Genomic DNA, 22,417 nt, shown 5'->3' with positions numbered 1-22,417 from the left:
TGTGACTCTTGAATGCTTTTCGAAAATCAGAGCATCAAGATATCCCATCCAGATAGTGGTGTATCTATCACCCCAGGGGTATCCGGCCAGTGGCAGACGTCATGTATCTCTGTCTGCAACATGACCCTCAGGCAAGCCGGGCTGGTACCGGCCCACCATCTGGCTTAGCCTTGGTAAGATTCCTGACAGCACCCTTTCGGCCGCCGACAAGAAGCAAGGACAAGCGATGAGAGATCGCGTCAATCAGATACACACCAATGAGAGTTGGCAGAAAAACCTGGCCGTACTCATCGAGCATCAGCGACTGCGTAGTTTTCCGATGATGCTAGAGGCCTTCCTGTCGACCCTGTGCTTCTTCGACACGATTCTGCTACTGACCTACAAGAAATCGCTGCGACCGATTCTCGTCCATCCTTCCGACCCGGCGGAGCAGAGCGATACCCTACGCCAGTACATCAATCATTCCTATGTACTCGACCCACTGTTCCACGCCATCAAGGACACCGCATCCCCTGGCATCGTGCGACTTGCCGATATCATGCCGGATTCGTTCAAGAGCACCGAGTACTATCAAACCTGCTACCAGAACTTCGGGCTGGTGGATGAGATCAACCTCTTGATCCGTCTCGACGACGAAGTGACCTGCGCCATCACGCTGGGGCGCAAAGCCTCGCTGGAAAGCATTTCGCGTACCGAACTGAATGCCCTACAAGAGTTTCACCCAGTTATCAGCGCGCTCATGCGCCAGTTCTGGCAGACCCAGTCCGACGAATTCCTGCAATACGGTCGCTCCGACGGCCCCATGAAGCGCGCGCTACGGACCTTCGCCAGCGGCGTGCTGACTCAGCGTGAGCGGGAAATCACCGATCTGATCCTGCGGGGCTTTTCCTCCCAGGCGATTGCCGACCACCTGACAATCAGCGTCGGCACGGTAAAGGTGCATCGCAAGAATATTCATGCACGACTGAACACTTCTACCCAGGCGGAAATCTTCACACAGTTCATCAACCACCTGAATCACCTGGAAGAACATCACTAGAAAGACATCCTCCTACGAGCGCATAAGTCCAATATCAGATACGCATGCGCCGGTGGCGATATAGCCACGCGACATCAATCGCAAACGAATACGTCAGCAATACCAGCGCCAGGCTCACACAGAGCATGGCCCAGAAAGGTGCCACGAACGGCAGCAGCGCCACCAGCAGGCTAGCGACTTGCCATACACACACCAACTGGCGACGAAAGCTTGGGGGGAGCGGCCGTTGCAGCCAGTGCCACACCCACCCTGCCGCGACGAAGGCATAGCGCAGCGCCCCGCACAACAGCACCCAACCGCCCAGCTTGTCGAGCACCACGAGCGCGCAGCACAGCACAGCGATGAAGAAGGCATCCAACTCCATATCGAAACGGGCACCGAAGCCAGTGGCGGAATGCGTATGCCGGGCCACCCAACCATCGAGGCCGTCCAGGCACAGGGCCAACAATGCCAGTCCCGCCATTTCCAACGCATGACGTTGCATGAAGTCGGGAAACGCCATGCTGCCGGCAAGCAGGGCGACCAATACCCCCCGCAGCAAGGTCACGCGGTTGGCCCAACCCAGCCAGCGCGATGCCGTCGGCCAGGCCCACACGATCATGACCGCCATGCCCAGATACACACCGCCCACCGCCCAGCCAAGCCCTGCAGGTGCCGCCAGATGCCACTGCAAGGCCTCCACCAGCACGCCCACCAAGCCTAGACCTAGCAAAAGCTCCAGAATCGCCGGCAAACCATGGGCCCAGGAAGGCCTACGATCGATGGTGTGGGGTGATGTGCAACGCATGCCCTTCCTCCGCAGCCTTTTAGTTTCACTATGGCAGAGACACCGCTAGCCAGCGCGTTTTTTACTACGCTGATAGCACTCGGTGCTCAAAATAAAAATGGTACATAAACGCCCCTATGTACAACACCTGTACATGAATGATGTCATGGACGATACTCAAGGCAAAGAAGGAGGTTTGCCATGCATGCAGCGAACGCCCAGGCTTTCTGGATACAGGCACCGGGACACGGTGAGATTAGGCAGCACGCCCTGCCCGACCTCCAGGCGCATGAGTTGTTGATCAGAACACGCTACAGCGCCGTCAGTCGCGGCACCGAAAGTCTGGTATTTCAAGGCAAGATCCCCGAGAGCGAATACACCCGCATGCGCGCGCCCTTTCAGGAAGGCGATTTCCCGGGGCCGGTCAAATATGGCTATGCCAACGTCGGCGTGGTCGAAGAAGGGCCGGAGGCTTGGCGTGGCCGCGAAGTCTTTTGTCTCTATCCTCACCAGACCCGCTACGTCGTTCCCATTGATGCCGTCGTGCCCCTCCCCGAGGATCTTCCCGCCGCACGCGCGGTTCTCGCGGCCAATATGGAAACTGCCGTCAACGCCCTGTGGGACGCCGCCCCACGCGTCGGCGATCGGATCAGCGTCGTCGGCGCCGGCGTGCTCGGCAGCCTGGTCGCCTGGTTGTGCCAAAAAACGGCTGGCGCGCGCGTGCAACTGCTCGACATCGATGCCGACAAGGCCGAACTGGCCGCCGCGCTGGGCCTGCCCTTTCGCCACCCACGCGATGCCGAGGACGAGCAAGACATCGTGATCAACGCCAGCGGCAGCCCTCACGGCCTGCGCAGCGCTCTGGAGCTGGCGGGATACGAAGCGGAGATCATCGAGCTGAGCTGGTTCGGACGCGACGAGGTCACGCTGCCGCTCGGCGAGGCTTTTCACTCGCGGCGGTTGACCCTGCGTGCCAGCCAGGTCGGCGGTGTCTCCCCGGCACGCCGCGCGCGTCGCAGTCATGCCCAACGCCTACAACTGGCCCTGACGCTACTGCGCGATGCCCGCCTCGATGCCTTGATCGACGCTGAAAGCGATTTTCAAGACTTGCCCACCACATTGGCACGCCTGAGCGACGCGGATCGCCCGGCACTGTGCCATCGCATACGCTATTCGTGACGCCACCGCCATGCGGTGGCGCCCATATAACACGTCTAGCCAGTAATACGCGTAACGGCAATACAAAAGGAGTCACACGGATGTTCAGCCTGACAGTTAGAGACCACTTCATGATCGCGCACAGCTTCAATGGCGAGATCTTCGGTCCCGCACAGCGTCTGCATGGCGCCACCTACGTGGTCGATGTCGCCTTCAAGCGCCCCGAACTCGACCGCGACGACCTCATCGTCGATATCGGCCTGGCCAGCCAGACGCTGTCACGCGTGCTGAGCGATCTCAATTTCAATAACCTCGACGACGTGCCCGAATTCCAGGGGCGCAACACCACTACCGAGTTCATGGCCAAGGTGATTTTCGAGCGTCTCACTAATGCCATCCGTCAAGGCGAGCTCGGCGAGACCGGGCATGGCCTGACGGCCCTCGGCGTCACGCTGCATGAATCGCATATCGCCTGGGCGAGTTACGAGGGCGCGGTATGAGCCATCCCGTGACCCTCATCGTCGCCGGCGACCCCGCGCAGTTGACCGGCGGCTACGTCTACGACGCACGTGTCGTCTCGGCCCTGCGCGAACACGGCTGGCCGGTCGAGGTCATCGGTCTCGAAGGGCGTTTCCCCGAACCCGACGCCACGGCGCAAAAGGCCCTGGAAAACGCCTTGGCGGCCCAGCCCGAGGGGGCCCATGTGATCATCGACGGACTCGCGATGGGCGGCTTGCCCGACGTCCTCGAGGCTCACGCCCAGCGTTTGACGCTCACCGCCCTGGTCCACCATCCGCTCGCCGATGAAACCGGTCTCGGCGACGCCGAACGCGAGCGCTTCTTGATTAGCGAAACGCGCGCACTGTCGGCGGTGCGCGACGTCATCGTCACCAGCCTCTTCACCGCTCGGCGCCTAGCGGATTTCCAGGTGGGTCCCGAGCGCCTGCACGTGGTCGAACCCGGCGTGATGCGCGCCACGCCGGCACATGGCAACGGCGATGTGCCGCGCCTGTTGTGCGTGGCCACGGTCACCCCGCGCAAGGGACATGATGTGCTCGTCGAAGCGCTGGCCACGCTGACCGACCTGCCCTGGACATGCGACTGCATCGGCGGCTTGGATCGTGCGCCGGCACATGTCGAGCATGTCCAGGCACGTATCGCCGCCCACGGCCTGGAAGAACGCATCCACCTGTTCGGCGAGCGACCCGCCGATGCCTTGGACGAGGCCTATCACACCAGCGATATCTTCGTGCTGCCCTCGCATTACGAGGGCTACGGCATGGTCGTCAGCGAAGCCCTGGCGCATGCCTTGCCCGTGGTCACCACCACCGGCGGGGCCCTCGCCCATACCCTGCCCGACGATGCCGGCCTCAAGGTTCCCCCCGGCGATGTCGAGGCGCTCGCCGCTGCGCTGCGCGAGATGCTCGATGACCCGCGCAAGCGTCAAGCATGGCGCGAAGGTGCCGAGCGCGCCCGAGTCTCGCTGCGCGACTGGTCGCAGGTCGGCGTGGCCTTCGCCGCCGCCTTGCAACGAGGCGCCGCATGAACACCGCCGGCACGTTCAGCGAGTCCTGGCTGGCGCAGCGCGAGCGGGCCGATCATGATGCCCGCGCCATGGCGCCTTTGCACGCCGCCAGTGACTGGCTTGCCACGCGTGGGAGCCACGTTCCCTGGCAACTACTCGATCTGGGCAGTGGCAGCGGTGCCAATGTGCGCTACCTCGCGCCTCGCTTGCCCGGTCCCCAGCACTGGTACCTGGTCGATCATGACGCCTCTCTGCTCGGTCATGCCGTGGCGCGCTGTCAGCCCTTGTGCGATAACGCGGGAGCGCCCATCCACGTGACCACGCAGCAGCGCGATCTGCATGCGCTCGAATCATCGTGGTTCACCGGTATCGATCTCGTCACCGCCTCGGCGTTGTGCGACCTGGTCAGTGCTGACTGGGTCGAGGCCCTGGCCGACGCCTGCGCGGCCCAACGCGCCGCAGCACTGATCACGCTCAGCGTGGACGGCGAAATTCGTTTCCAGGCCAATGACGTCGCGGTCAATGATGCCGAAGATGCCTGGCTCTTCGCGCTCCTCGCCGCGCATCAACGCCGCGACAAGGGCCTCGGCCCCGCGCTGGGCACCACGGCACCCCAAGCGCTTGCCGAGGCCTTCACTGCTCGGGGATTTCACCTCGTCGATGCCCCAAGCCCCTGGCACCTGACGCCGGCGCAGTGCCCCCTGGCGCTGAGCCTGATCGACGGCTGGGCCGACGCCGCCCGCGAACAAGCGCCACATGAGCGTCAGCGCATCGAGCGCTGGTGGCGACACCGCCGAGAGGCCCTCGAGCGGGGCCATCTCGATCTATACGTCGGGCACCGCGACCTGTTCGCCGCCCCGGGGCCTGCCCATGCGTCCCGCTAAGGCGACCCTCGTACGCCTGGGCGTGAGCCTGGCGCTGATCGGGGGGCTCGCCTGGCAACTCGACACGCGGGCGCTGCGTGACGCCTTCGTCGCCCCCGCGCCGAGCTGGCTGTTACTGGCATTGGCCCTCAGCGTGCCCCAGGTAGTGCTCTCCGCCTGGCGCTGGCGTCTGACCGCTCGCCGCATGGGGCTGACGCTGACGCTACGCCGCGCCGTGGCGGAATACTACATGGCTACCTTTCTCAACCAGGTACTGCCGGGCGGCGTCATCGGCGATGCCTCGCGGGCCTGGCGCCACGCCCGGTCGAGCAGCGACCGTCCACGCGCGTGGCGCGCGGTGATCATCGAACGCCTCTCCGGCCAACTGATGCTGGCCGTAATCGCCATCGCGGGGCTAATGGCCTCATCGGACTTGCGCGATAGCGTGCTCGGTGGCCTTGTCCGGCTGGGTAATGCCCCTGGTGCGCTGACGATAGGGATCATCATGCTGGGCGGACTGGGAATCTGGGGCTATCGCCGTCCGCCGACCTGGCTACGCGACACGCTGGGCGATCTCGGCGCCGCCTTGGTCGCCTCGCGCATGTGGTTCTGGCAATGCCTCAGTTCTCTGGGTGTGGTGGCGAGCTATATCGCCATCTACGCCATCGCCGCCCGTGCCGTGGGGGCCGATATCCACCTCGCCACCCTGTTGCCGTTGATCCCGCCAGTACTGATGGTCATGGCGATCCCCCTCTCGGTCGCCGGCTGGGGGTTGCGCGAGAGTGCCGCCGCATTGGTGTGGATGGGGGCCGGGCTGGATCCCGCCCAGGGTGTGGCCATTTCACTGGTCTACGGGATTGTAGTTCTAATCTCGAGTCTGCCGGGCGCCTGGCTGCTCTGCCGCCGACATCCTTCACACCAGAATCGCGACACTCAAACAGGCGCCCCGCTAACGAGCAAGAGCGGAGGAGACTGCCATGCGCGATAACGCAGAGGGTATTTACAAAAGGGCTGCACTCGACAATCCGGCGTTAAAATCGGCCTCAGGGACGCAGCGTCAGATCGAACAGCGTGTCGTCGCCCATCGCGAACGTGCGACACGGCGGACGCAGGGCGGCGTCGAGGGTCTCGATCTCGGCCAGGCTCACTGCCGGGCGCCCCGAGCCGATCAACAGCGGCGCCACGACCACATGCAAACGATCGAGCTGACCGTCCGCCAGGAAACGCGACACGGTCTGCCCGCCGCCTTCGATGAGCACCCGGTGAAGACCGCGTGCCGCCAGGGTGTCGAGCAGCGCCACAGGGGTCAGATCGGCCGCACTCTCGAGCACCAGCGATTCGACATGGGCGCCCAGAACGTCGCGCGGCAGCGGATGCCGAGTGATATGCAGCGTGGGGGCGTCGCCGCGCTGAAAAACGCCGCTGGTCGCAGGAACTCGGCCGTTGGGATCGAGAATCACGCGTACCGGATTGTCTCCCGGCACATGCCGCACGGTGAGTTGCGGGTCGTCGGCACAGGCCGTTCCCGCCCCGATCACCACGGCATCGACCAGCGCGCGCAGGCGGTGCAGGTGCACGCGGCTGGCCTCGCCGGTGACGTAATGCGAGGCGCCGGTGATCGTGGCGATACGTCCATCGAGGCTCTGCCCGAGTTGCGCGATGACGAAACGCCCGGGTGTCGCACTGCTCGGCAACAGACTATCGAGCAGCGCCGTCGCCTCCGTCGTGACCGGGCCCTCGGCTTGCCAGGCGCCGCCGCGCCAGACGCGCAGTCGGCCGTTCGCCAGCGTCAACGCCGCATGGCCGTCCCAATCCTCGCGTCGAGCCTCGCAAACTCCCTGCCAGGCCAGCGCCACATCGAGTGTCGCAGGACTCATACGGTCTCCCGTGCCGTGTGCCAACGAAAATGTCATGACACGTCATCGAAGCATTACGACGCGCAAAAACCAAGGAGAGGCTCATGAGACAGGTAGAACGTGCGATCTTCGATTTGCGCCGCGGCCTGCCGGTCGTGCTGCGCACCCCACAAGACGACGTCTTGATCCAGCCACTGGAAGGCATCGACGATACCGCCCTGAGCGCGCTCGCCGATATGGCCGGTCACGCGCCCGGTCTAGTGATTACCACGCATCGACTCGCTTCCCTGGGCACGCACGCGCCCGAGGGCGCCGACGCAGTCCGCCTGCCCCTCGGCACGCATCACCGCGCCAGCGATGTCGTCGCCTGGGCGATGGCGGCCATGGCCGAGCCTCCGGGCGTCCAGCCGCCCGCCCCCGCCTCGGCGGCGGAAACGGCCGCGCTGAATTTGATGCGGCGTGGCCAGTTAGTGCCCGCCGCGCTCAGCGCCCGTGTCGACGCCACGCGGCGCGAAGCCATGGCTGCGCTCATCGACGACGGCACCCTGCTTGGTGTAGCACTCGACGACGTGCAACGCTACGGCGAAGGTGACACGACCACCCTCAAGCGTATTAGCGAAGCCAACGTGCCCCTCGCCGATGCCGAACAGGCCCGCTTCGTGCTTTTTCGCGAAAGCGACGGCCTGCGCGAACATCTAGCGGTGCTGGTCGGCGATCCCACCGAGTGGGCGGACGCCGTGCCCGTGCGTCTGCATTCGGCCTGCCTGACGGGCGATCTGTTCGGCAGCCTGCGCTGCGATTGCGGCGAGCAGTTACGCACCAGCGTGGCGGCCATTAGCGAACATGGCGGTGGCATCCTGCTGTATCTCGCCCAGGAAGGACGCGGTATCGGCCTGGCCAACAAGCTGCGTGCCTATGGCCTGCAGGATACCGGGCTGGACACCGTCGATGCCGATCAGGTGCTGGGCTTCGGCGAGGACGAGCGGCAGTACCGCGCCGCGCTGCAGATGCTCGCCGAGCTTGCCGTCACGCGTATCGCGCTGTTGACCAACAATCCCGACAAGATAGCGGCCATGAGCCTCGGCGGCATCGATGTGGTGGGTCGCGAAGCCTGCTATGGCAAACTCAACGAGCACAATCGGCGCTACCTGAACGCCAAGGCCGAACGCGCCGGCCACTGGCTGGAGGACGTGCTCGAAAGCCGCGATGTCAGCGACAGGCACGCCCTGCACCGCGATACCTCCGGCTCGCTCGAATGAGATGACGCGCGCCTCACTGTGGTGAGCGTTCGCGTAGCTGGGCAAGATCGAAGCAGCCGGCTTCCTCGATCACGTTCGCCAGGCGCGCGGCGAAATGCGCCACCAGGCGCTCCCCCAGGGCCGGCGTGGCCAGGGTCGCGTCACCCACCACGCCGCTGGGGTGCAGATCCTGCGCCATCCAGGCGAAACCGGCATCGCCCTCGGGCAACAACGTGCGCCCCGCGCGTTCCTGATGGGCGCCCAGCGAGACCGCTTCGTCGAGCTCGGCCCGGCGGACCTTGTGCGGCGCCAGATGCATCATCATCGCGGTTTCCAGCGCCCCGCCGTGCAGTCCGTGGCGCAACTCCTCGGCGGGCAGCGCGTCTTCGGGCGGCGTGAAGCGAAAGTAATTTGCCTTGACCACCAGCAAACCATATTGCTGGCGTAACTTGAGTGCCGCCAGATCGACCACCGCCTTGTTACCGCCATGGCTGTTGAACAGCACCAGACGGCGAATACCCGCACGCGCCACGCTGGCGCCGATATCCACCAGGTGCGCGATGGCCGTCTCTGGCATCAGGCTCAAGGTGCCGGCGAAGTCACCATGCTCGAGGCTCGACCCCACCGCCAGCGTGGGCAGTATCAGCAAATCTCGCGACGCCTCGACACGTGTGCGCATCGCCGCGACCAGGCCCTCGGCGATATCCACGTCGGTGGAAAGCGGCAGGTGCGCGCCATGCTGTTCGATGGCCCCCAGCGGCAACAACGCCACGCTCTCCGGGCCTACGCGCCGGGCCAGCTCGGGGCTGCTCAGCGACGCCCAGTCGACGCCACCGTTCGCAGTATTTTCAGGCGATGAAGCGTTCATGATCTCTCCTCCTGTTGCAACGCCGCCACCCAGTCGGCGAAGCCGCTGTCACGCACCACGCGGCGCTGCAAGGCGCTGTCCATGACCCGCGCGTCGCCGCCGGCCAGCGTCAAGCGGCGCTTGGCGCGGGTAATGCCGGTATACACCAGCTCACGGGTCAGGATCGGGTTGGCGTGCTCGGGCAGCACGAACAATACATGGTCGAACTCGGAGCCCTGCGATTTGTGTACCGTCATCGCGAATACCGTCTCGCAGGCCTCGAGACGCGACGGCAACACTGCCCGTGCGCCATCGGCGGTCGCGAAGAATACCCGTAGATGCTGCTGCGCCTCGGGATCGGGCAAGACGATACCGATGTCACCGTTGTAGAGCCCCAGTTGCGGATCGTTGCGCGTCACCATCACCGGGCGCCCGGCGTACCAGCCCTGATGGTCGTCGATGAAGCCCTCGCGCCACAGGCGTGTGGCGATGCGCGCATTGAGCCCTTCGACGCCCCAAGGGCCACGTTTGAGCGCGCACAGCACCTGGAAATCCCCCAGTCGCTCCAGCGCCTCTGTCGGCGTGGCACCTGCCGCGATGCGCCGGTAGAGATCGCGATAGCCGGCCAACGCGGCACGCTCGACGGCGGCCTGGTCGCGCGACGCCGAAAGCCACTGTATATCCGCGTACCCCGCGTCCCACGCCTGGCGAAACGCCGTAACGTCGCCGGCATTGGTCGCCGCCGCCAGGGCGCCGATACCGCTATGCGCATCGAAGCGGTAGCTCTTGCGCAGCATGACCACGTGATCGGCCAGCGGCGAACACCCGGCATCGGCGGTCATCGAGATCCCCGCCAGTTGCTCGAGAACGTCACAGGCGTGAGGCGAATAGCTCTGATCCAGGGCATTGGCGCAGAGATCGCCGAGCACCGAGCCGGCTTCCACCGAGGCGAGCTGATCCTTGTCGCCGAGCAGAATCAGGCGCGCCTCGGCCGGCATGGCCTCGAGCAGCGCGGCCATCAGCTCCAGATCCACCATCGAGGCTTCGTCCACCACCAGCAGGTCGAGACTCAGCGGATGTCCGGCGTGATGACGGAAGCGCCGCGTATCCGGGCGCGCGCCGAGCAGGCGGTGCAGCGTCAACGCCTCGCGTGGCAAGGCCGCCTTGACGTCATCGCCGACGTCGAGCCCCTGCACCGCACCGGCGATCGACTCGGACAAGCGTGCCGCCGCCTTGCCGGTGGGCGCGGCCAGTTGGATACGCAGGCCATGGCTCGACTCCGCCGACGACAGCGCCTGCGTCTGAAGCAATGCCAGCAGCCGCGTCACGGTCGTGGTCTTGCCGGTGCCGGGGCCGCCGGAAATGATCGTCAGCCGGTTACGCAGCGCCAGCGTGCAGGCCACCTTCTGCCAATCCGGCGTGTCGTCTGGCGCGGCGTTCGCAGCAAACAGCCGCGCCAGGGGCTCGGCCAGCGACGCCTCCACCGGCAAGGGCCGTCCCAGACGCTCGCCGAGATGCGTCGCCACCGCCCGCTCAGCAGACCAGTAACGGCGTAGATACAGGCGCTCGCCCGCCAGCACCAGCGGCGTGGTACCCGGCCCGGGCGGCGCCACCAGCGGCGACGCGGCCAATCGCGCGGCCCAGGTGGCACTATCCAGCCCCTGCAGGAAGTCCTCGGGAAGCGGCACCTCGGCCTGCGGCGCGTTTTCTTCCAACGGCGGCAGCGAAAGCACGTCGCGCGGCGCTGACAAGGCACGCGATAGTGCCAGGCACACATGGCCACGCCCCAGTTGATGGCTGGCCAGCGCCGCCGCCAGCAGCACCTCAGCCGGTGCCTGGGCGTCGTGCTCGGCGAGAAAGCGCACGAAGTGGGCATCCAGCGCGCGCAACCAGCCCAGCGCCTCCCACCACGCCAGGCTCTCGAACAATCTCGCGCGCGACGGCGGGGCCGCCTCCAGGGTCAGGGAATATTGAACGTCGCTCATGCATTCTCTCCCGGGGCAGTCTCAGGCGCGGAGACGCCATGTTCCCGGCGCAGCGTCTCAACGGGCGCTGCGTCGCCGGCGAGCCAGGCATCCAAGGCCTCGATCAAGCGCCGCTCGGGGCGCCGCTGGAAGACGCCATGACCCGGCGTGCCATCGAAGCCGCGCAGGAACACGTAACAGGCCCCGCCCATGTGGGTATCGTAATCGTAATCCTCGAGACGCGCCTTCAGCAGGCGGTGCAATGCCAGCACGTACAACACGTACTGCAGGTCATAGCGATGCGCGACCATGGCCTCGGCCAGCGCCTCGTGATGATAGTCGGCCAGGGCATCGCCGAGATGATTGGACTTCCAGTCGAGGACGTACCAGCGACCGTCCTCGGCCTCGAACACTAGATCGATGAAGCCCTTGAGCATGCCGTTGAGCTTGCGTGGCGCCAGCCGGGGGCGTGGCGTCGGCAGGGGCTCCAGCGCACAGACCAGCGCATCGAGCGGCGTACTCCAGGCATCCTCGGCGGGCAGCCAGAACTCCAGCTCGGCGCGCCAGGCGGCTAGTCCATCGAGGCGGATCACCGCGCCCTGGTGGCCGGCGAACGGTGCCGGCAGCGCCTGGCACAGCCAGTCGAGCAACACCGGCGCCCACTCGGCGTCGAAGCCGCCGAGGTGCAAACGCGTGCTGACCAGGCGCTGCAATTCATCGCGATAAGCCGGTTCGCTCAAGCGGTCGAAGTCCACCGCTTCCAGCAGGCCATGCAGAAAAGTCCCCGGGCGTGGGCCGCGCGGAAAATCGCGTAGCGTGCGTGCGGCAGGACGCGGCACCGGATCGCGCTCGCGACTGACCTCGACATCCAGCGTCGCCGGGGCGTCCCAAGGCAGCGCCTGTGCGCCCCCGCCAGTTTCGAGACGCGCGTCGACGATCAACGCCGAGTACGAGGCGATCCACCAGTCATCGTCGATGCCCCCCGTGAAACGCCGCGCCGGCGCCATTTCCGGGGATGTGCCACCGAGGCGCAGGCGATGCGTGGGCGGCTCGGGCAGCGCCTCGACGTTCAGCGCCGCCGCCAGGCGTTCGCGCAGAGCATGGCCGTCCTCATCTGCCTGGCAGCCCAGCAAGCGACCCAGCGCCGTCTCGTGCAGGCAGCTCGACGCGCCGCGCCCACGCCCCAGTTGCGCGACGCCCAGGCGACAGGCATGCGCGGCCCGCGTGAGGGCGACATAGAGCAGCCGCACGTCTTCATCCAGCCGTTCCTGCTCGGCGGCCGCCAGTTGCGTGTCATCGGCACCATGCACCCAGACCCGGCCCTGGTGCGGATCGCGCCATTCGAGCAAGCCGGTGCCGCGATCCGGCGTCGCCGGCCGGTAATCGCAGACGAACGGCAACAACACGATGGGATACTCGAGACCCTTGGCCTTGTGGATGGTGATGACCTTGACCAGATCCTCGTCGCTTTCCAGCCGCTGGCTGACGGCTTCGGCATCGAGCTCGGCCGCCCCTTCGAGGAGCGCGCGATGCCACCAGCGCAACAGCGCATGCTCGCCGTCGAGCCGGGCCGACACCGTCTGCGCCAACTCTCCCAGATGCAACAGGTCGGTCAGTGCTCGCTCGCCGTCGTCGCGCTGTCCCAAGCGTTCGGCGACCCGGAAGTCACGCATCACCGCACGCAGCATAGGCAGCACGCCGCGCCGCTGCCACTGGCGATGATAGTCGGCGAAACGCTCGACTTCGCGCTCCCAGGCCAGTTCATCGGCGAGCAGCGTTTCCAGCGTCGCCGGGGTATCGCACAACAAGCGCGTCGCCAACGCTGCCTTGAGGCGAGCGTCCTGGCGTGGCTGCGCCACCGCCTCGAACAACTGCAACAGCTCGAAGGCCAACGGCGTATCGAAGACGCTGGTGCGCTCACTAAGATAGACGCTACGAATGCCGCCCTCGGCCAGCGCCCGGCGCACCGCCAATGCCTCGGCGCCCTTGCGCACCAGAATCGCGATGTCTGCGGGTCGCACCGGACGCCGGGTACCACTGTCATCGGCGGAGCTGTTATCCACAAAATAGGCGCCGCCCTCGAGCATTCGCTGGATCTCGGCACGCGCGGCATTGGCCATGCGCGCCTGATAATCCGCCTTGGTGTGACGCTCCTCGCCCGGCCACCAGGCACCGAGCGCCGCCATGTCGTGGCCATCGGCGTCCACCAGGCGCGTCGACTTGCCTTGCGCTTCGACCTCGACGAAGGGGATCTCGTCGCTGCCGAACGGTTCGGGATGGCGCGCGAACAGCGTATTGACCGCCTCGACCATGGCCTGGCTGGAGCGAAAGTTGCGCGCCAAGGTGAAGCGACTCGGGGTTTCGCGCCGCGCCGCCAGATAGGTGTCGATATCGGCGCCACGAAAGGCGTAGATCGCCTGCTTGGGGTCGCCGATCATCAACAAGGTGGTCGTGGCCTCCACCTCAGGCGCCCGGTAGATACGCGAGAAGATGCGATACTGCAGCGGATCGGTGTCCTGAAATTCGTCGATCAACGCCACCGGCAGTGCCCGACGAATGCGCCCCGCGAGGCGCAGCGCGGCTTCCGGCGCCGCGTCGGGGTCGAGCGCAGCGTCCAGGTCGCACAACAGATCGCCGAACTCCCACCAGCCCTGGCGACGCTTCTCGGCGGCGAACATCGCTGCCACCGTATCGCGGGCATGGGCCAGCACTTGCGGTGCCAACTGATCAAAAGGCGTGGCCGTCTCGGCCAGCTCGTCGAGCAGCGCGAAAAACGCATGCGTCGGCGCCTCGTGGCCCTTCTTGGTCCCGCCTTCGAGCTTGGCCTGGCTCAGCCAGAAGCGGCCCTGGCTGTCGGTCGTGTCGTCATCACCGCCCGCCTCGAGTGTCGTCAGCCACTGCTCGAAGGCCGCCAGGCGTGTGTCGAGCTCTTCCGGCTTGTAACTGCGCTTGTTGAGAGCGCCGCGCGCGAAGGCATCCTGCAGGCAGGCGGCGATGGCGTCACGATCCCATGTCTGGCGCAGCCGGGCTTCCAGTTCACTGCGGGCGGCCAGCGAGCGCTCGGCGCGCTCCAGCAGTGCGCTCAACGACGCGGGCGCCTGGATAGACTCGCCGTCCCACCACAGCGGCTGCGCCCGGCCTTCCTTGAGCAGCGGCGTCAAGGCACGGCTCAGCGCCTCCGGCCCCTCCCAGCGACGACGAATTTCGCGCTGCCAATGCGCTGCGAGGGGATAGAAATGGCAACGCCAATAGTCCTCCACGACCCGCGTCAACAAGGCCGAGCCGTCCTGCAGCAACTCGGCACCGAAACGCGCGCCGGCATCGAAGGCGTGGCGCGTCAGCATGCGCTGGCAGAAGCCATGGATGGTGAAGATCGCCGCCTCGTCCATCAGACGCGCGGCCTGATCGAGGCGCTTGGCGGCACTGGCCAAGGCATCGTCACCGGCCTCGACCAAGGGCCCCAGCAGCGCCGCGAGCACCTTGTCGTCACGCGCTTCCGGCGGCGCCAGCAACCAGTCGCGGGCCTCCTTGAGACGCCCGCGAATGCGCCCGCGTAGCTCGGCGGTGGCGGCTTCGGTAAAGGTCACCACGAGAATTTCCGGCGGCAACAGCGGACGCGGGAAATCGTGCTCTTCACGCCCGGGCAACGGGCCGAGCACCAGCCGCACGTAGAGCGCCGCCAGGGTGAAGGTCTTGCCGGTGCCCGCGCTGGCCTCGATCAGGTGATGGCCGGTCAACGGCAGGGTCTCGAGCACCAAGGGCTGAACGGCCGGCGCCGTGGCATGGCTGGGCGACGTCATGAACGTCCTCCGTGTACTCGCTGGGTGATGCGCGCCAGCATGTCCATTAGCGGCGCATACTGGGTGAGCGAGGCGGCGATGCCGCCCGCTGCCTCGAAGGTGGCGAAATCGGGCCACAATTGCCCCAGCGCGCCATCACTGGCACGCAACGCCGCCGGCCCGGCAAAGGCATCGGTCTCGTAGCGCGCGATAAGCGCCTCGCGCAGGCTGGCATCCGGCGCTTCCCCTGACGCCAACGGCGCCCAGTCGGCACGCGGCAAGCGTTTCCAGACTTCCTTGGCGATCTCGTCGATGGCCGGCCACGGCGCTCGATAGGCACGCGCCCAGGCCGCCAGCAGGCCGTCGAGTTCGCCTGCGGCGCTGGCCTTGTCCAGTCCCGGGAGGCTCAGGCAGCGATCCTCGAAGATCGCCGTCCAGGCACACGACGCCTCCAACGTGGCATTGGCGAGCAGCCAGCGCAGATAACCGGCATACAGCCGATGCAACTTGCCGACGTGGCGATAAGGCCCCTCGCCCTCAACCTTCAGATGCCCATAGTGCCCCGGCTCCAGCGTCACCAGCCGCCAAGGTGCCGAGGCCTCTTCGGGCGCGGCGAAAAGCCCGTCCAGACGCGCCTCCAGAGTGAGTGCTTTGTCGTCCAGTGCTTCATGGACAGCGACATAACGCACCAGTGGCGGCGTCGAGGCGACGCACTCGGCCACCTCGCGGCGCCAGCTTTCCACTTGGCGCGACAGACGCGCCAGGTGCGGTTCGATCAAAGCCTCGCCGAAACCCGCCGTGGGCAAGCGCCCGGCCAGGCGCAGCCGCTCGGCGACCGCGGTAAGCGGCACGCCATCGCGGGCGCCCTCGAGCAGTTCACGCTTGAGGCCGTGGTCTTCCAAGCCGTCCGGCGCGAACGGCTCGTTGTCCTCGTCGGGCACCTGGGCGTCGGCGAAATGTACCCCCAGGCGTCCCAGATAGACCGTCCAGGGACGACGCAGCACGCGTTGCAGATCACCGAGACCCAGCGGTTCACTGGGCAATTCGACCGCCGTGGCGGCATGTGGCAGCACGGATTCGTCGCGCTCGGGCGGCATATACAGCGCTTCCCAGCTCGACTCATAGGTGAAGCGCGGGTCGTCGCGCTCGAAGTAGCGTCGCGAGAACGGCTGCAACGGATGCGTCTCGATCAGGCGCTGCGCCAGTCGGGTGGCGCGGTCGGCGGCATCGCTCTCCGGCACGTCCCAGCCTTGTTCGAGGGTATCGAGCAACTCGCCGAGCAACACCGACGGCGGGCGCGGGGTATTGTCGCGCACATCGCGCCCCACCCAGGAGAGCGTCAAGCGTTCGCGCGCCGAAAGCATGGCCTCGAGCATCAGATAACGGTCGTCATCACGTCGCGAACGGTCCCCGGGGCGCGGCCGCGTCGCCATCAGATCGAAATCCTGGGGCTGGCGCACACGGGGATAGTCGCCGTCGTTCATGCCCAGCAGATAGACATGGCGAAAGGGAATCGCGCGCATCGGCATCAGCGTCGCGAAGTTGACCTTGCCGGCCAGAAAGCGCTGCGCGAGACCGCCCTCGTCGAGTTCGGCACGCAGTGCATCGCGCACCACGCCGAGCCCTACCGGGGCCTCGAAACCGGCCTGCCGACATTGCTGCGACCAGCGCCCCAGCGCCGCGTCGAGACGCGCCACGACATCGTGCTCTTCTGCGCCGGTAGGGCTCAGGCAGGCCGCGAACAAGGCCTGCAGACGTCCCAGCCATGCCTCGGGGGACAACCGCTCGCTCAAGGCCGCGCATTGCGTTTCCAGGGTCTCGAGCAGCGCCGCCACACGCCCGGCAAGATCGGCCTCGAGCCCGCCCACTTCGGCATACGGCACGATGCCCTGGAAGTCCCAGCTCGGCGGGCGCCCCAGTGAGTCATCACTTTCGCCCTGAGCACCGGCCGGGGCCGGTTCGCCCACCGCGTAGCCGAGCAGCATGCGCGACAGCCCGAAGCGCCAGCTGTTCTCGCCCAGCGCGGGGAATCCCAGTGATTGACGGTGCTCGGCGCTCAGACCCCAGCGCACACCGCTGCCGGCCAGCCACTGGCGCAGCCGTTCGAGCTCAGCCTCGTCGATGGCGAAGCGAGCGCGAAAGGCGGGCACTTCCAGGGCATCGAGCACCTCGCTGACCGTCAGGCGACGCTCAGGCAAGTCAAGCAACAGCAAGGCCAGCACCATCAGCGGGTGCGCCTCGCTGGCCACCTGATCGGCAATGGTGAAGGGAATATGCCGAGGATGCGACGCCGGCAACTGGCCGAAGACTGCCTCGATGCAGGGCGCGTAGCGGTCGATCTCCGGCACCATGACCACGATGTCGCGAGGCCGCAGCGGCTCGCCCGCCGCCTCGGCGTCCTCGAAGGCCGCCAGCAAGCGGTCGTGGAGGATCTCCACCTCGCGCAGCGGTGAGTGAGCGCTGACCAGGGCCAGGGAGTCGTCGTCCGGGGCGATCGTTCTCGGCCCGCCTTCCTGTCGGGCGCGTTCGCCGGGGTGCGCCAGCTCGAGCACGTCCTGCTGCAATTGCTGCAGCAGCGTCGGTGACTGCGCGGGGGCCATATCACGAAAGACATCGGTTTCCAGGTCGAAGCCGCGTGCGCTCTCGAATTCGTACAGGCCAACGATGAAATCGCGCCCCTGGGTGCCCCACCCCGCCAGCAGCGGATTGGCGTGCAGGTGCAGGGCCTCCTCGTCGAGCTCGGCCAACCACGACGCCTCGGGGTGGCGCGCTTCCTGCTCGTGGCGTGCCTGGGCCGATAATCGCCCGGCACGCTTGATGGCATCGCGGTCGGAAACGATATCGCCCCAATAGTGGCGACACGGGTTGGCGATCATCAGGAACACATCGACCACGCCGGAAAGCGCATGCAAGGCCTCCAACGTCTGCGCCGGCAACGCCGAGATGCCGAATACGAACAGCCGTGGCGGCATATCGCGGGGTCGCTCGCGAAGCTGCCGGGCGGCGTCGAGAAAACGCCGGTGCAGACGCGCGCGATGGTGCTCACGTGCCTGCGCCGGGGCATCTTCGATTAGCGCCCGCCACAGCGCCGGCTGCCAGCGCTGGTCGTCGGGCAACTCCAGAGGCGCGGTCTCGTCGCGCTCCCAGGCTTCGATCCATTCGGGCCGGTAGATCAGGTATTGATCGAAGAGATCGGCGAGGCGCACCGCCAGATGCCAACGACGACGCTCGCGCGCCTCGTGTGCGGCGCCCGGCATGGGGCTCGCCTCCAGCGCTTCGCTCTGCAAGTAATCGCGCAGCGGCGCGTAACAGCTCGGATCGTCGGGCGCGGCCTGCGGATCGAGACAGCGCTCCAGCAGATGCATCAGGCGCCAGGCCAAGGGCGTCTTGTCGAATGGCGAGTGCTCGGGGATATCATCGCCGAGCACCGCGCGATAGGCACGCCACACGAAGCTCGAAGGCAAGGGGAAATCCACCGAGGCGGCGATGCCGTCGGCCTCGGCCAGCGTCAGGCGCAACCACTGCGCCATACCGTTGGATTGCACGAGAAAGGTTTCCGGCACCAGCGGCGGTTGACGATGGCGCCGAATGACATCGAGCGCCAGGCTTCCCAGGTCCTCGAGATGATTGGCGTGTATGACGCTGAACATGGATGCTCCCGGCGGTCGAGGTAACGTCCAGCGGTATCTTACACCATCGTGTGGACGGCCCCGAGCCCCGGGGAGGTGAAGGGAGCCGACGCGCCTGGACGCTACCGCATTCCGAAAGTCGTGGTGCCGCCAATAGTCAACCCAAATAAAACCAAAAGGTTGACATAGGAATGTACCCTCGTATCCTCACTGTTAACTTTTAATCACTAACAAAGTTAACGGAGAGCGAGAACATTATGCCTGCCCGGTCACACGACAACGCTTGGGGTGATCTCTCGAAGACTCGCCACGATTGGTCCCTGAAGGAAATCCGTGAGCACCAAGGCGAGTCGATGTTCCACGCCGCCTACGAAGCCTGATCTCATGGCCGAGACCTGGACCCGCCGTCTGAACGAACGGGCCGCAGCCCGACGCGCCGAGGGACTGTGGCGGCGGCGAACCACCCTCGCGCCCGGTGATACGCGACGCGACTTCGCCGGCAACGACTACCTGGGCCTGGCCGGCGACCCACGGCTCGCCGAGGCCCAGGCCGAGGGTGCAAGACGCTTCGGCGCCGGGGCTCGGGCCTCGCATCTGGTCGCCGGGCATCTCGATGTTCACGAGCGGCTAGAGCAACGTCTGGCCACGCTCACCGGGCGTCCCCGAGCACTGTTGTTCTCCACGGGTTACATAGCCAATCTGGGCACTCTCCAGGCGCTGTGCGACCGCCACACCCCGGTCTTCCAGGATCGCCTCAACCATGCCTCGCTGATCGATGGCGCCCGACTTGCCGGCGCGCCCTCGCGGCGCTTTCACCACCGCGACCTCGCCGACCTCGAGCGCCTGCTGGTCCGGGCCCCGAACGATGCCCCGGCCCTGGTGGTCAGCGACGGCGTGTTCAGCATGGACGGCGACATGGCCGACATCGCCGAGCTGGCCGCGACCACTCGCCGCCACGGCGCCTGGCTGATGGTCGACGACGCCCACGGCCTGGGCGTACTCGGTGAACATGGCGACGGTTGCGTGGGACGCGCTCACGGCATCGATGACGTGCCGATACTGGTCGGCACCCTGGGCAAGGCTCTGGGCAGTGCCGGGGCCTTCGTGGCCGGCGATGCTGCCCTGATCGAGCATCTCATCCAGTTCGCCCGTCCCTACATCTACACCACGGCCCAGCCGCCCGGCGTAGCGGCAGCCACCCTGGCCGCGCTGGACATCCTCGAAGACGAAACCGAGCGTCGCACCCAACTGTTTGAGCGCATCGACCGTTTCCGCCGCGAGGCCGCCACACTCGGCTTGCCGCTGACCGACTCCCGCACACCTATCCAGCCCATCGTGCTGGGTGACAACGCGCACGTCATGCGCTGGGCCGAGCACCTGGGCCGGGCCGGATTGCGCGTCGGCGCCATCCGCGCGCCCACCGTACCCCGCGGCCAGGCACGCCTGCGGATCACCCTGAGTACCGCCCATGACGATGACGCCATCGACGCCCTGCTCGAGGCGTTGGACGCCTGTCGACGGGAGGATATCTCATGACGCAGTTGATATTGCTCAGCGGCTGGGGTTGCGATGCCCGGCTGTGGCAGACGCTCGACGATCACTGGCCGCAAGGGCTCACCGTCGAGGCCCCCAACTGGCCCGGCTATGGCACGCGCAAGGCACTCGCCGATCCCGCCTCGCTGGACGGCCTGGCCGACGCCATGGCCGATGCGCTTCCGCGTGATGCCATCTGGGTCGGCTGGTCGCTGGGCGGGCTGCTGGCCGGCGCTCTGCTCGACCATCTTCCCCCACCTCGCGCCCTGGTACTGCTCGGGATGGGCGAACGCTTCTGCCATCCCGAGGGCGTCAGCGAGGCCGATCTGGCTACCTTCCGCGATGCCTTCCGACGCAACCCGGAGGCTACCCGCAGCCACTTCCTGCGCTGGCAGCTCGGTGGCGAACCATCGCCCAGGAGCACTCATCGACGACTGCGCGCCCTGCTCGGCGACGCCGTTCCTGCGTCTTCGGCCACTCTGGCGGCGGGCCTCGAGCAGCTCGCCACGCTCGACAACACTTCGCGCCTTGCTACCGCCTCCTGCCCGGTGCATCGGCTGGTCGGCGCACGCGATCCCTTGCTGGCCCCGAACGTCCTCGCGCACGCCGATCGACGTATCGAGGACGCAGGCCACTGCCCGCTGCTCAGCCAACCGCGGCAACTGGCGACATTATTATCGAGCATCGCCGCCCGCCCGGGAGCGACGCCATGAACACCGCCTCGACCGCCACCGAGCGGACCGACCACGCCGCCGACTGGCACGCCCGGGTCGCCCACGCCTTCTCGCGGGCCGCTCCGAATTACGCCCGCCGCGCCAAGGCGCAGCGGGCCATGGCCGAACGGCTGCTCGAGCGGCTGCCGAGGCATGCCGACAACCTCCTGGATCTGGGCTGCGGTCCCGGCGACCTCACCGCCGAACTGGCCCAATACTATGGTGAAAACTGCACGGTGAGCGGTCTCGACCTGGCCCCGGGCATGCTCGCCGAGGCCCGCAAGCGCCACGGAGAGTCCGCCATCTGGCTATGTGCCGATGCCGCCGACCTGCCGCTGCCGAGCGCACGCTTCGATCTGGTGGTCTCCAACCTGGCGATCCAGTGGTGCCCGGACCTCGACCGAGTACTTAACGAAATTAGACGGGTGCTGAGGCCGGGAGGACGTGCGCTGATTAACACCCTGGGACCAGGCACCCTCGATGAGATAGGCCAGGCCTGGGGACGCCCCACCGCCCTGCTCGAGTTCCGCGATGCCGACCACCATCGGAGGTCCGCTCATGGAGCCGGCTTTCGGCGCGTCGAGGTCTCGGCGCACACCGAACGCTTCCACTACCCCGACCTGTCGGCCGTGATGGCGTCCATCAAGGGCGTCGGCGCCCAGGTGGCGCGCGCCGGAGCGCGGCTTTCCCGCGCCGACATGGCACGTGCCACTCGCCGCTACGAGCATCTGCGCACGGATGCCGGACTACCCGTTTCCTATCACCTGCTGAGCCTCGACCTGGAACGCTAAATGACCGCTTACTTCGTTACCGGCACCGACACCGATGCCGGCAAGACTCTGGTGGCCAGTGGCCTGCTGGCCCTGGCCCGACGCCACGGCCGGACCACCCTCGGGCTCAAGCCGGTGGCCTCCGGCTGTGACAGCACGCCCCGAGGGCTGCGCAACATCGACGCCCTGACCCTCCAGGCCCAGAGCGAGCCTCCCGTCGCCTACACCACTATAAACCCCTACGCCTATGAACCGGCCATTGCCCCGCACCTGGCCGCCCACCGTGCCGGTGAGATCCCGACACTGGATGACCTGGTCGCAGTCACCGCCGCTCCGCTGGCCGAGAAACGCGGGATGACGCTGATCGAAGGCGCCGGCGGCTGGCGCGTCCCGCTCAATGACACCGAAGACCTCGCCGACCTGGCGGTGCGCCTCGGGCTGCCAGTGATCTTGGTAGTGGGGCTCAAGCTCGGCTGCCTGAACCACGCCCGGCTCACGGCCGAGGCGATTCGCGCCGACGGCCTGCCACTGGCCGGCTGGGTCGGCAACCTGATCGAGCCGGGACTGTCCTTCGACGCGACCGCCGATGAGGCCTGCTATCGCAACAACCTGGCGACCCTGGAGCGCAGCCTGGACGCGCCCTGCCTGGGCATCGTGCCGCGCCTGACCGCCATGACCCCAACGGCGCGAGCCATGGCCGCCGCCGATCATCTAGCACTACCCGGCAATCTGTGACG

General features: G+C 66.7%; 18 protein-coding genes. 12 read left to right on the top strand and 6 right to left on the bottom strand.

The window, feature by feature from the left end; all coding sequences use genetic code 11:
- Positions 1-226 precede the first annotated feature (226 nt).
- On the top strand, positions 227-1,039 hold the full coding sequence (locus L1071_RS03490; protein WP_246968776.1) for a response regulator transcription factor: 813 nt from the start codon (positions 227-229) through the stop codon (positions 1,037-1,039).
- 34 nt (positions 1,040-1,073) lie between these two features.
- On the opposite strand, the gene L1071_RS03485 is transcribed toward L1071_RS03490, so the two are convergent.
- Positions 1,074-1,826, bottom strand: coding sequence for a CDP-alcohol phosphatidyltransferase family protein (locus L1071_RS03485; protein ID WP_246968774.1), 753 nt, complete (start codon positions 1,824-1,826; stop codon positions 1,074-1,076).
- A gap of 180 nt (positions 1,827-2,006) precedes the next feature.
- Here L1071_RS03485 and L1071_RS03480 point away from each other — a divergent pair, with 180 nt between their 5' ends.
- From L1071_RS03480 to L1071_RS03460, 5 genes are all read left to right on the top strand, one after another.
- Positions 2,007-2,984, top strand: a complete 978-nt coding sequence (locus L1071_RS03480) for a zinc-dependent alcohol dehydrogenase (RefSeq protein ID WP_246968772.1) — start codon at positions 2,007-2,009, stop codon at positions 2,982-2,984.
- 80 nt (positions 2,985-3,064) lie between these two features.
- On the top strand, positions 3,065-3,463 hold the full coding sequence (locus L1071_RS03475) for a 6-pyruvoyl trahydropterin synthase family protein (RefSeq protein ID WP_246968770.1): 399 nt from the start codon (positions 3,065-3,067) through the stop codon (positions 3,461-3,463).
- A complete protein-coding gene (locus tag L1071_RS03470; RefSeq protein WP_246968768.1) occupies positions 3,460-4,509 on the top strand; it encodes a glycosyltransferase family 4 protein in 1,050 nt (349 codons plus the stop codon). The genes L1071_RS03475 and L1071_RS03470 overlap by 4 nt, the downstream gene beginning before the upstream one ends.
- The gene (locus L1071_RS03465; RefSeq protein ID WP_246968766.1) at positions 4,506-5,372 is read left to right on the top strand and encodes a class I SAM-dependent methyltransferase; all 867 of its coding nucleotides are present in this window, start codon (positions 4,506-4,508) and stop codon (positions 5,370-5,372) included. Before L1071_RS03470 ends, L1071_RS03465 begins: the two co-directional genes overlap by 4 nt.
- On the top strand, positions 5,359-6,339 hold the full coding sequence (locus L1071_RS03460) for a lysylphosphatidylglycerol synthase transmembrane domain-containing protein (protein WP_246968764.1): 981 nt from the start codon (positions 5,359-5,361) through the stop codon (positions 6,337-6,339). The genes L1071_RS03465 and L1071_RS03460 overlap by 14 nt, the downstream gene beginning before the upstream one ends.
- A 55-nt stretch (positions 6,340-6,394) precedes the next feature.
- Here the strand turns inward: L1071_RS03460 and L1071_RS03455 are convergent, their stop codons facing one another.
- On the bottom strand, positions 6,395-7,228 hold the full coding sequence (locus L1071_RS03455; protein WP_246968761.1) for a RibD family protein: 834 nt from the start codon (positions 7,226-7,228) through the stop codon (positions 6,395-6,397).
- A gap of 83 nt (positions 7,229-7,311) precedes the next feature.
- Between L1071_RS03455 and L1071_RS03450 the strand changes: the two genes are divergently transcribed.
- Positions 7,312-8,466, top strand: a complete 1,155-nt coding sequence (locus tag L1071_RS03450) for a GTP cyclohydrolase II (protein WP_246968759.1) — start codon at positions 7,312-7,314, stop codon at positions 8,464-8,466.
- A 13-nt stretch (positions 8,467-8,479) separates the two neighbouring features.
- On the opposite strand, the gene L1071_RS03445 is transcribed toward L1071_RS03450, so the two are convergent.
- From L1071_RS03445 to recC, 4 genes are read right to left on the bottom strand one after another with little or no spacing between them, the layout of a single operon-like run.
- Entirely contained in the window at positions 8,480-9,313 is an 834-nt protein-coding gene (locus tag L1071_RS03445) for a creatininase family protein (protein WP_246968757.1), read from the bottom strand.
- The gene (gene recD / locus L1071_RS03440) at positions 9,310-11,277 is read right to left on the bottom strand and encodes an exodeoxyribonuclease V subunit alpha (RefSeq protein ID WP_246968755.1); all 1,968 of its coding nucleotides are present in this window, start codon (positions 11,275-11,277) and stop codon (positions 9,310-9,312) included. The genes L1071_RS03445 and recD overlap by 4 nt, the downstream gene beginning before the upstream one ends.
- Complete coding sequence (recB, locus tag L1071_RS03435) at positions 11,274-15,056, bottom strand: exodeoxyribonuclease V subunit beta (protein ID WP_246968753.1); 3,783 nt, start codon at positions 15,054-15,056, stop codon at positions 11,274-11,276. The genes recD and recB overlap by 4 nt, the downstream gene beginning before the upstream one ends.
- Positions 15,053-18,685, bottom strand: a complete 3,633-nt coding sequence (recC, locus tag L1071_RS03430; protein WP_246968751.1) for an exodeoxyribonuclease V subunit gamma — start codon at positions 18,683-18,685, stop codon at positions 15,053-15,055. The genes recB and recC overlap by 4 nt, the downstream gene beginning before the upstream one ends.
- A 236-nt stretch (positions 18,686-18,921) precedes the next feature.
- Between recC and L1071_RS16200 the strand changes: the two genes are divergently transcribed.
- From L1071_RS16200 to bioD, 5 genes are read left to right on the top strand one after another with little or no spacing between them, the layout of a single operon-like run.
- Complete coding sequence (locus L1071_RS16200) at positions 18,922-19,044, top strand: hypothetical protein (protein ID WP_281504421.1); 123 nt, start codon at positions 18,922-18,924, stop codon at positions 19,042-19,044.
- A 4-nt stretch (positions 19,045-19,048) separates the two neighbouring features.
- Positions 19,049-20,200, top strand: coding sequence for an 8-amino-7-oxononanoate synthase (bioF, locus tag L1071_RS03425; protein ID WP_246968749.1), 1,152 nt, complete (start codon positions 19,049-19,051; stop codon positions 20,198-20,200).
- On the top strand, positions 20,197-20,910 hold the full coding sequence (locus L1071_RS03420) for an alpha/beta fold hydrolase (protein WP_246968747.1): 714 nt from the start codon (positions 20,197-20,199) through the stop codon (positions 20,908-20,910). The genes bioF and L1071_RS03420 overlap by 4 nt, the downstream gene beginning before the upstream one ends.
- Entirely contained in the window at positions 20,907-21,701 is a 795-nt protein-coding gene (locus L1071_RS03415) for a methyltransferase domain-containing protein (RefSeq protein ID WP_246968744.1), read from the top strand. Before L1071_RS03420 ends, L1071_RS03415 begins: the two co-directional genes overlap by 4 nt.
- Positions 21,702-22,415, top strand: a complete 714-nt coding sequence (gene bioD / locus L1071_RS03410; RefSeq protein WP_246968742.1) for a dethiobiotin synthase — start codon at positions 21,702-21,704, stop codon at positions 22,413-22,415.
- The last annotated feature ends 2 nt before the right edge of the window (positions 22,416-22,417 follow it).

The sequence above is a fragment of the Chromohalobacter sarecensis genome, from assembly GCF_023061135.1.
Lineage (GTDB): Bacteria > Pseudomonadota > Gammaproteobacteria > Pseudomonadales > Halomonadaceae > Chromohalobacter > Chromohalobacter sarecensis.
Note: the sequence above shows the minus strand (reverse complement) of the source record. Positions and strands in the feature narration are given on the sequence as shown.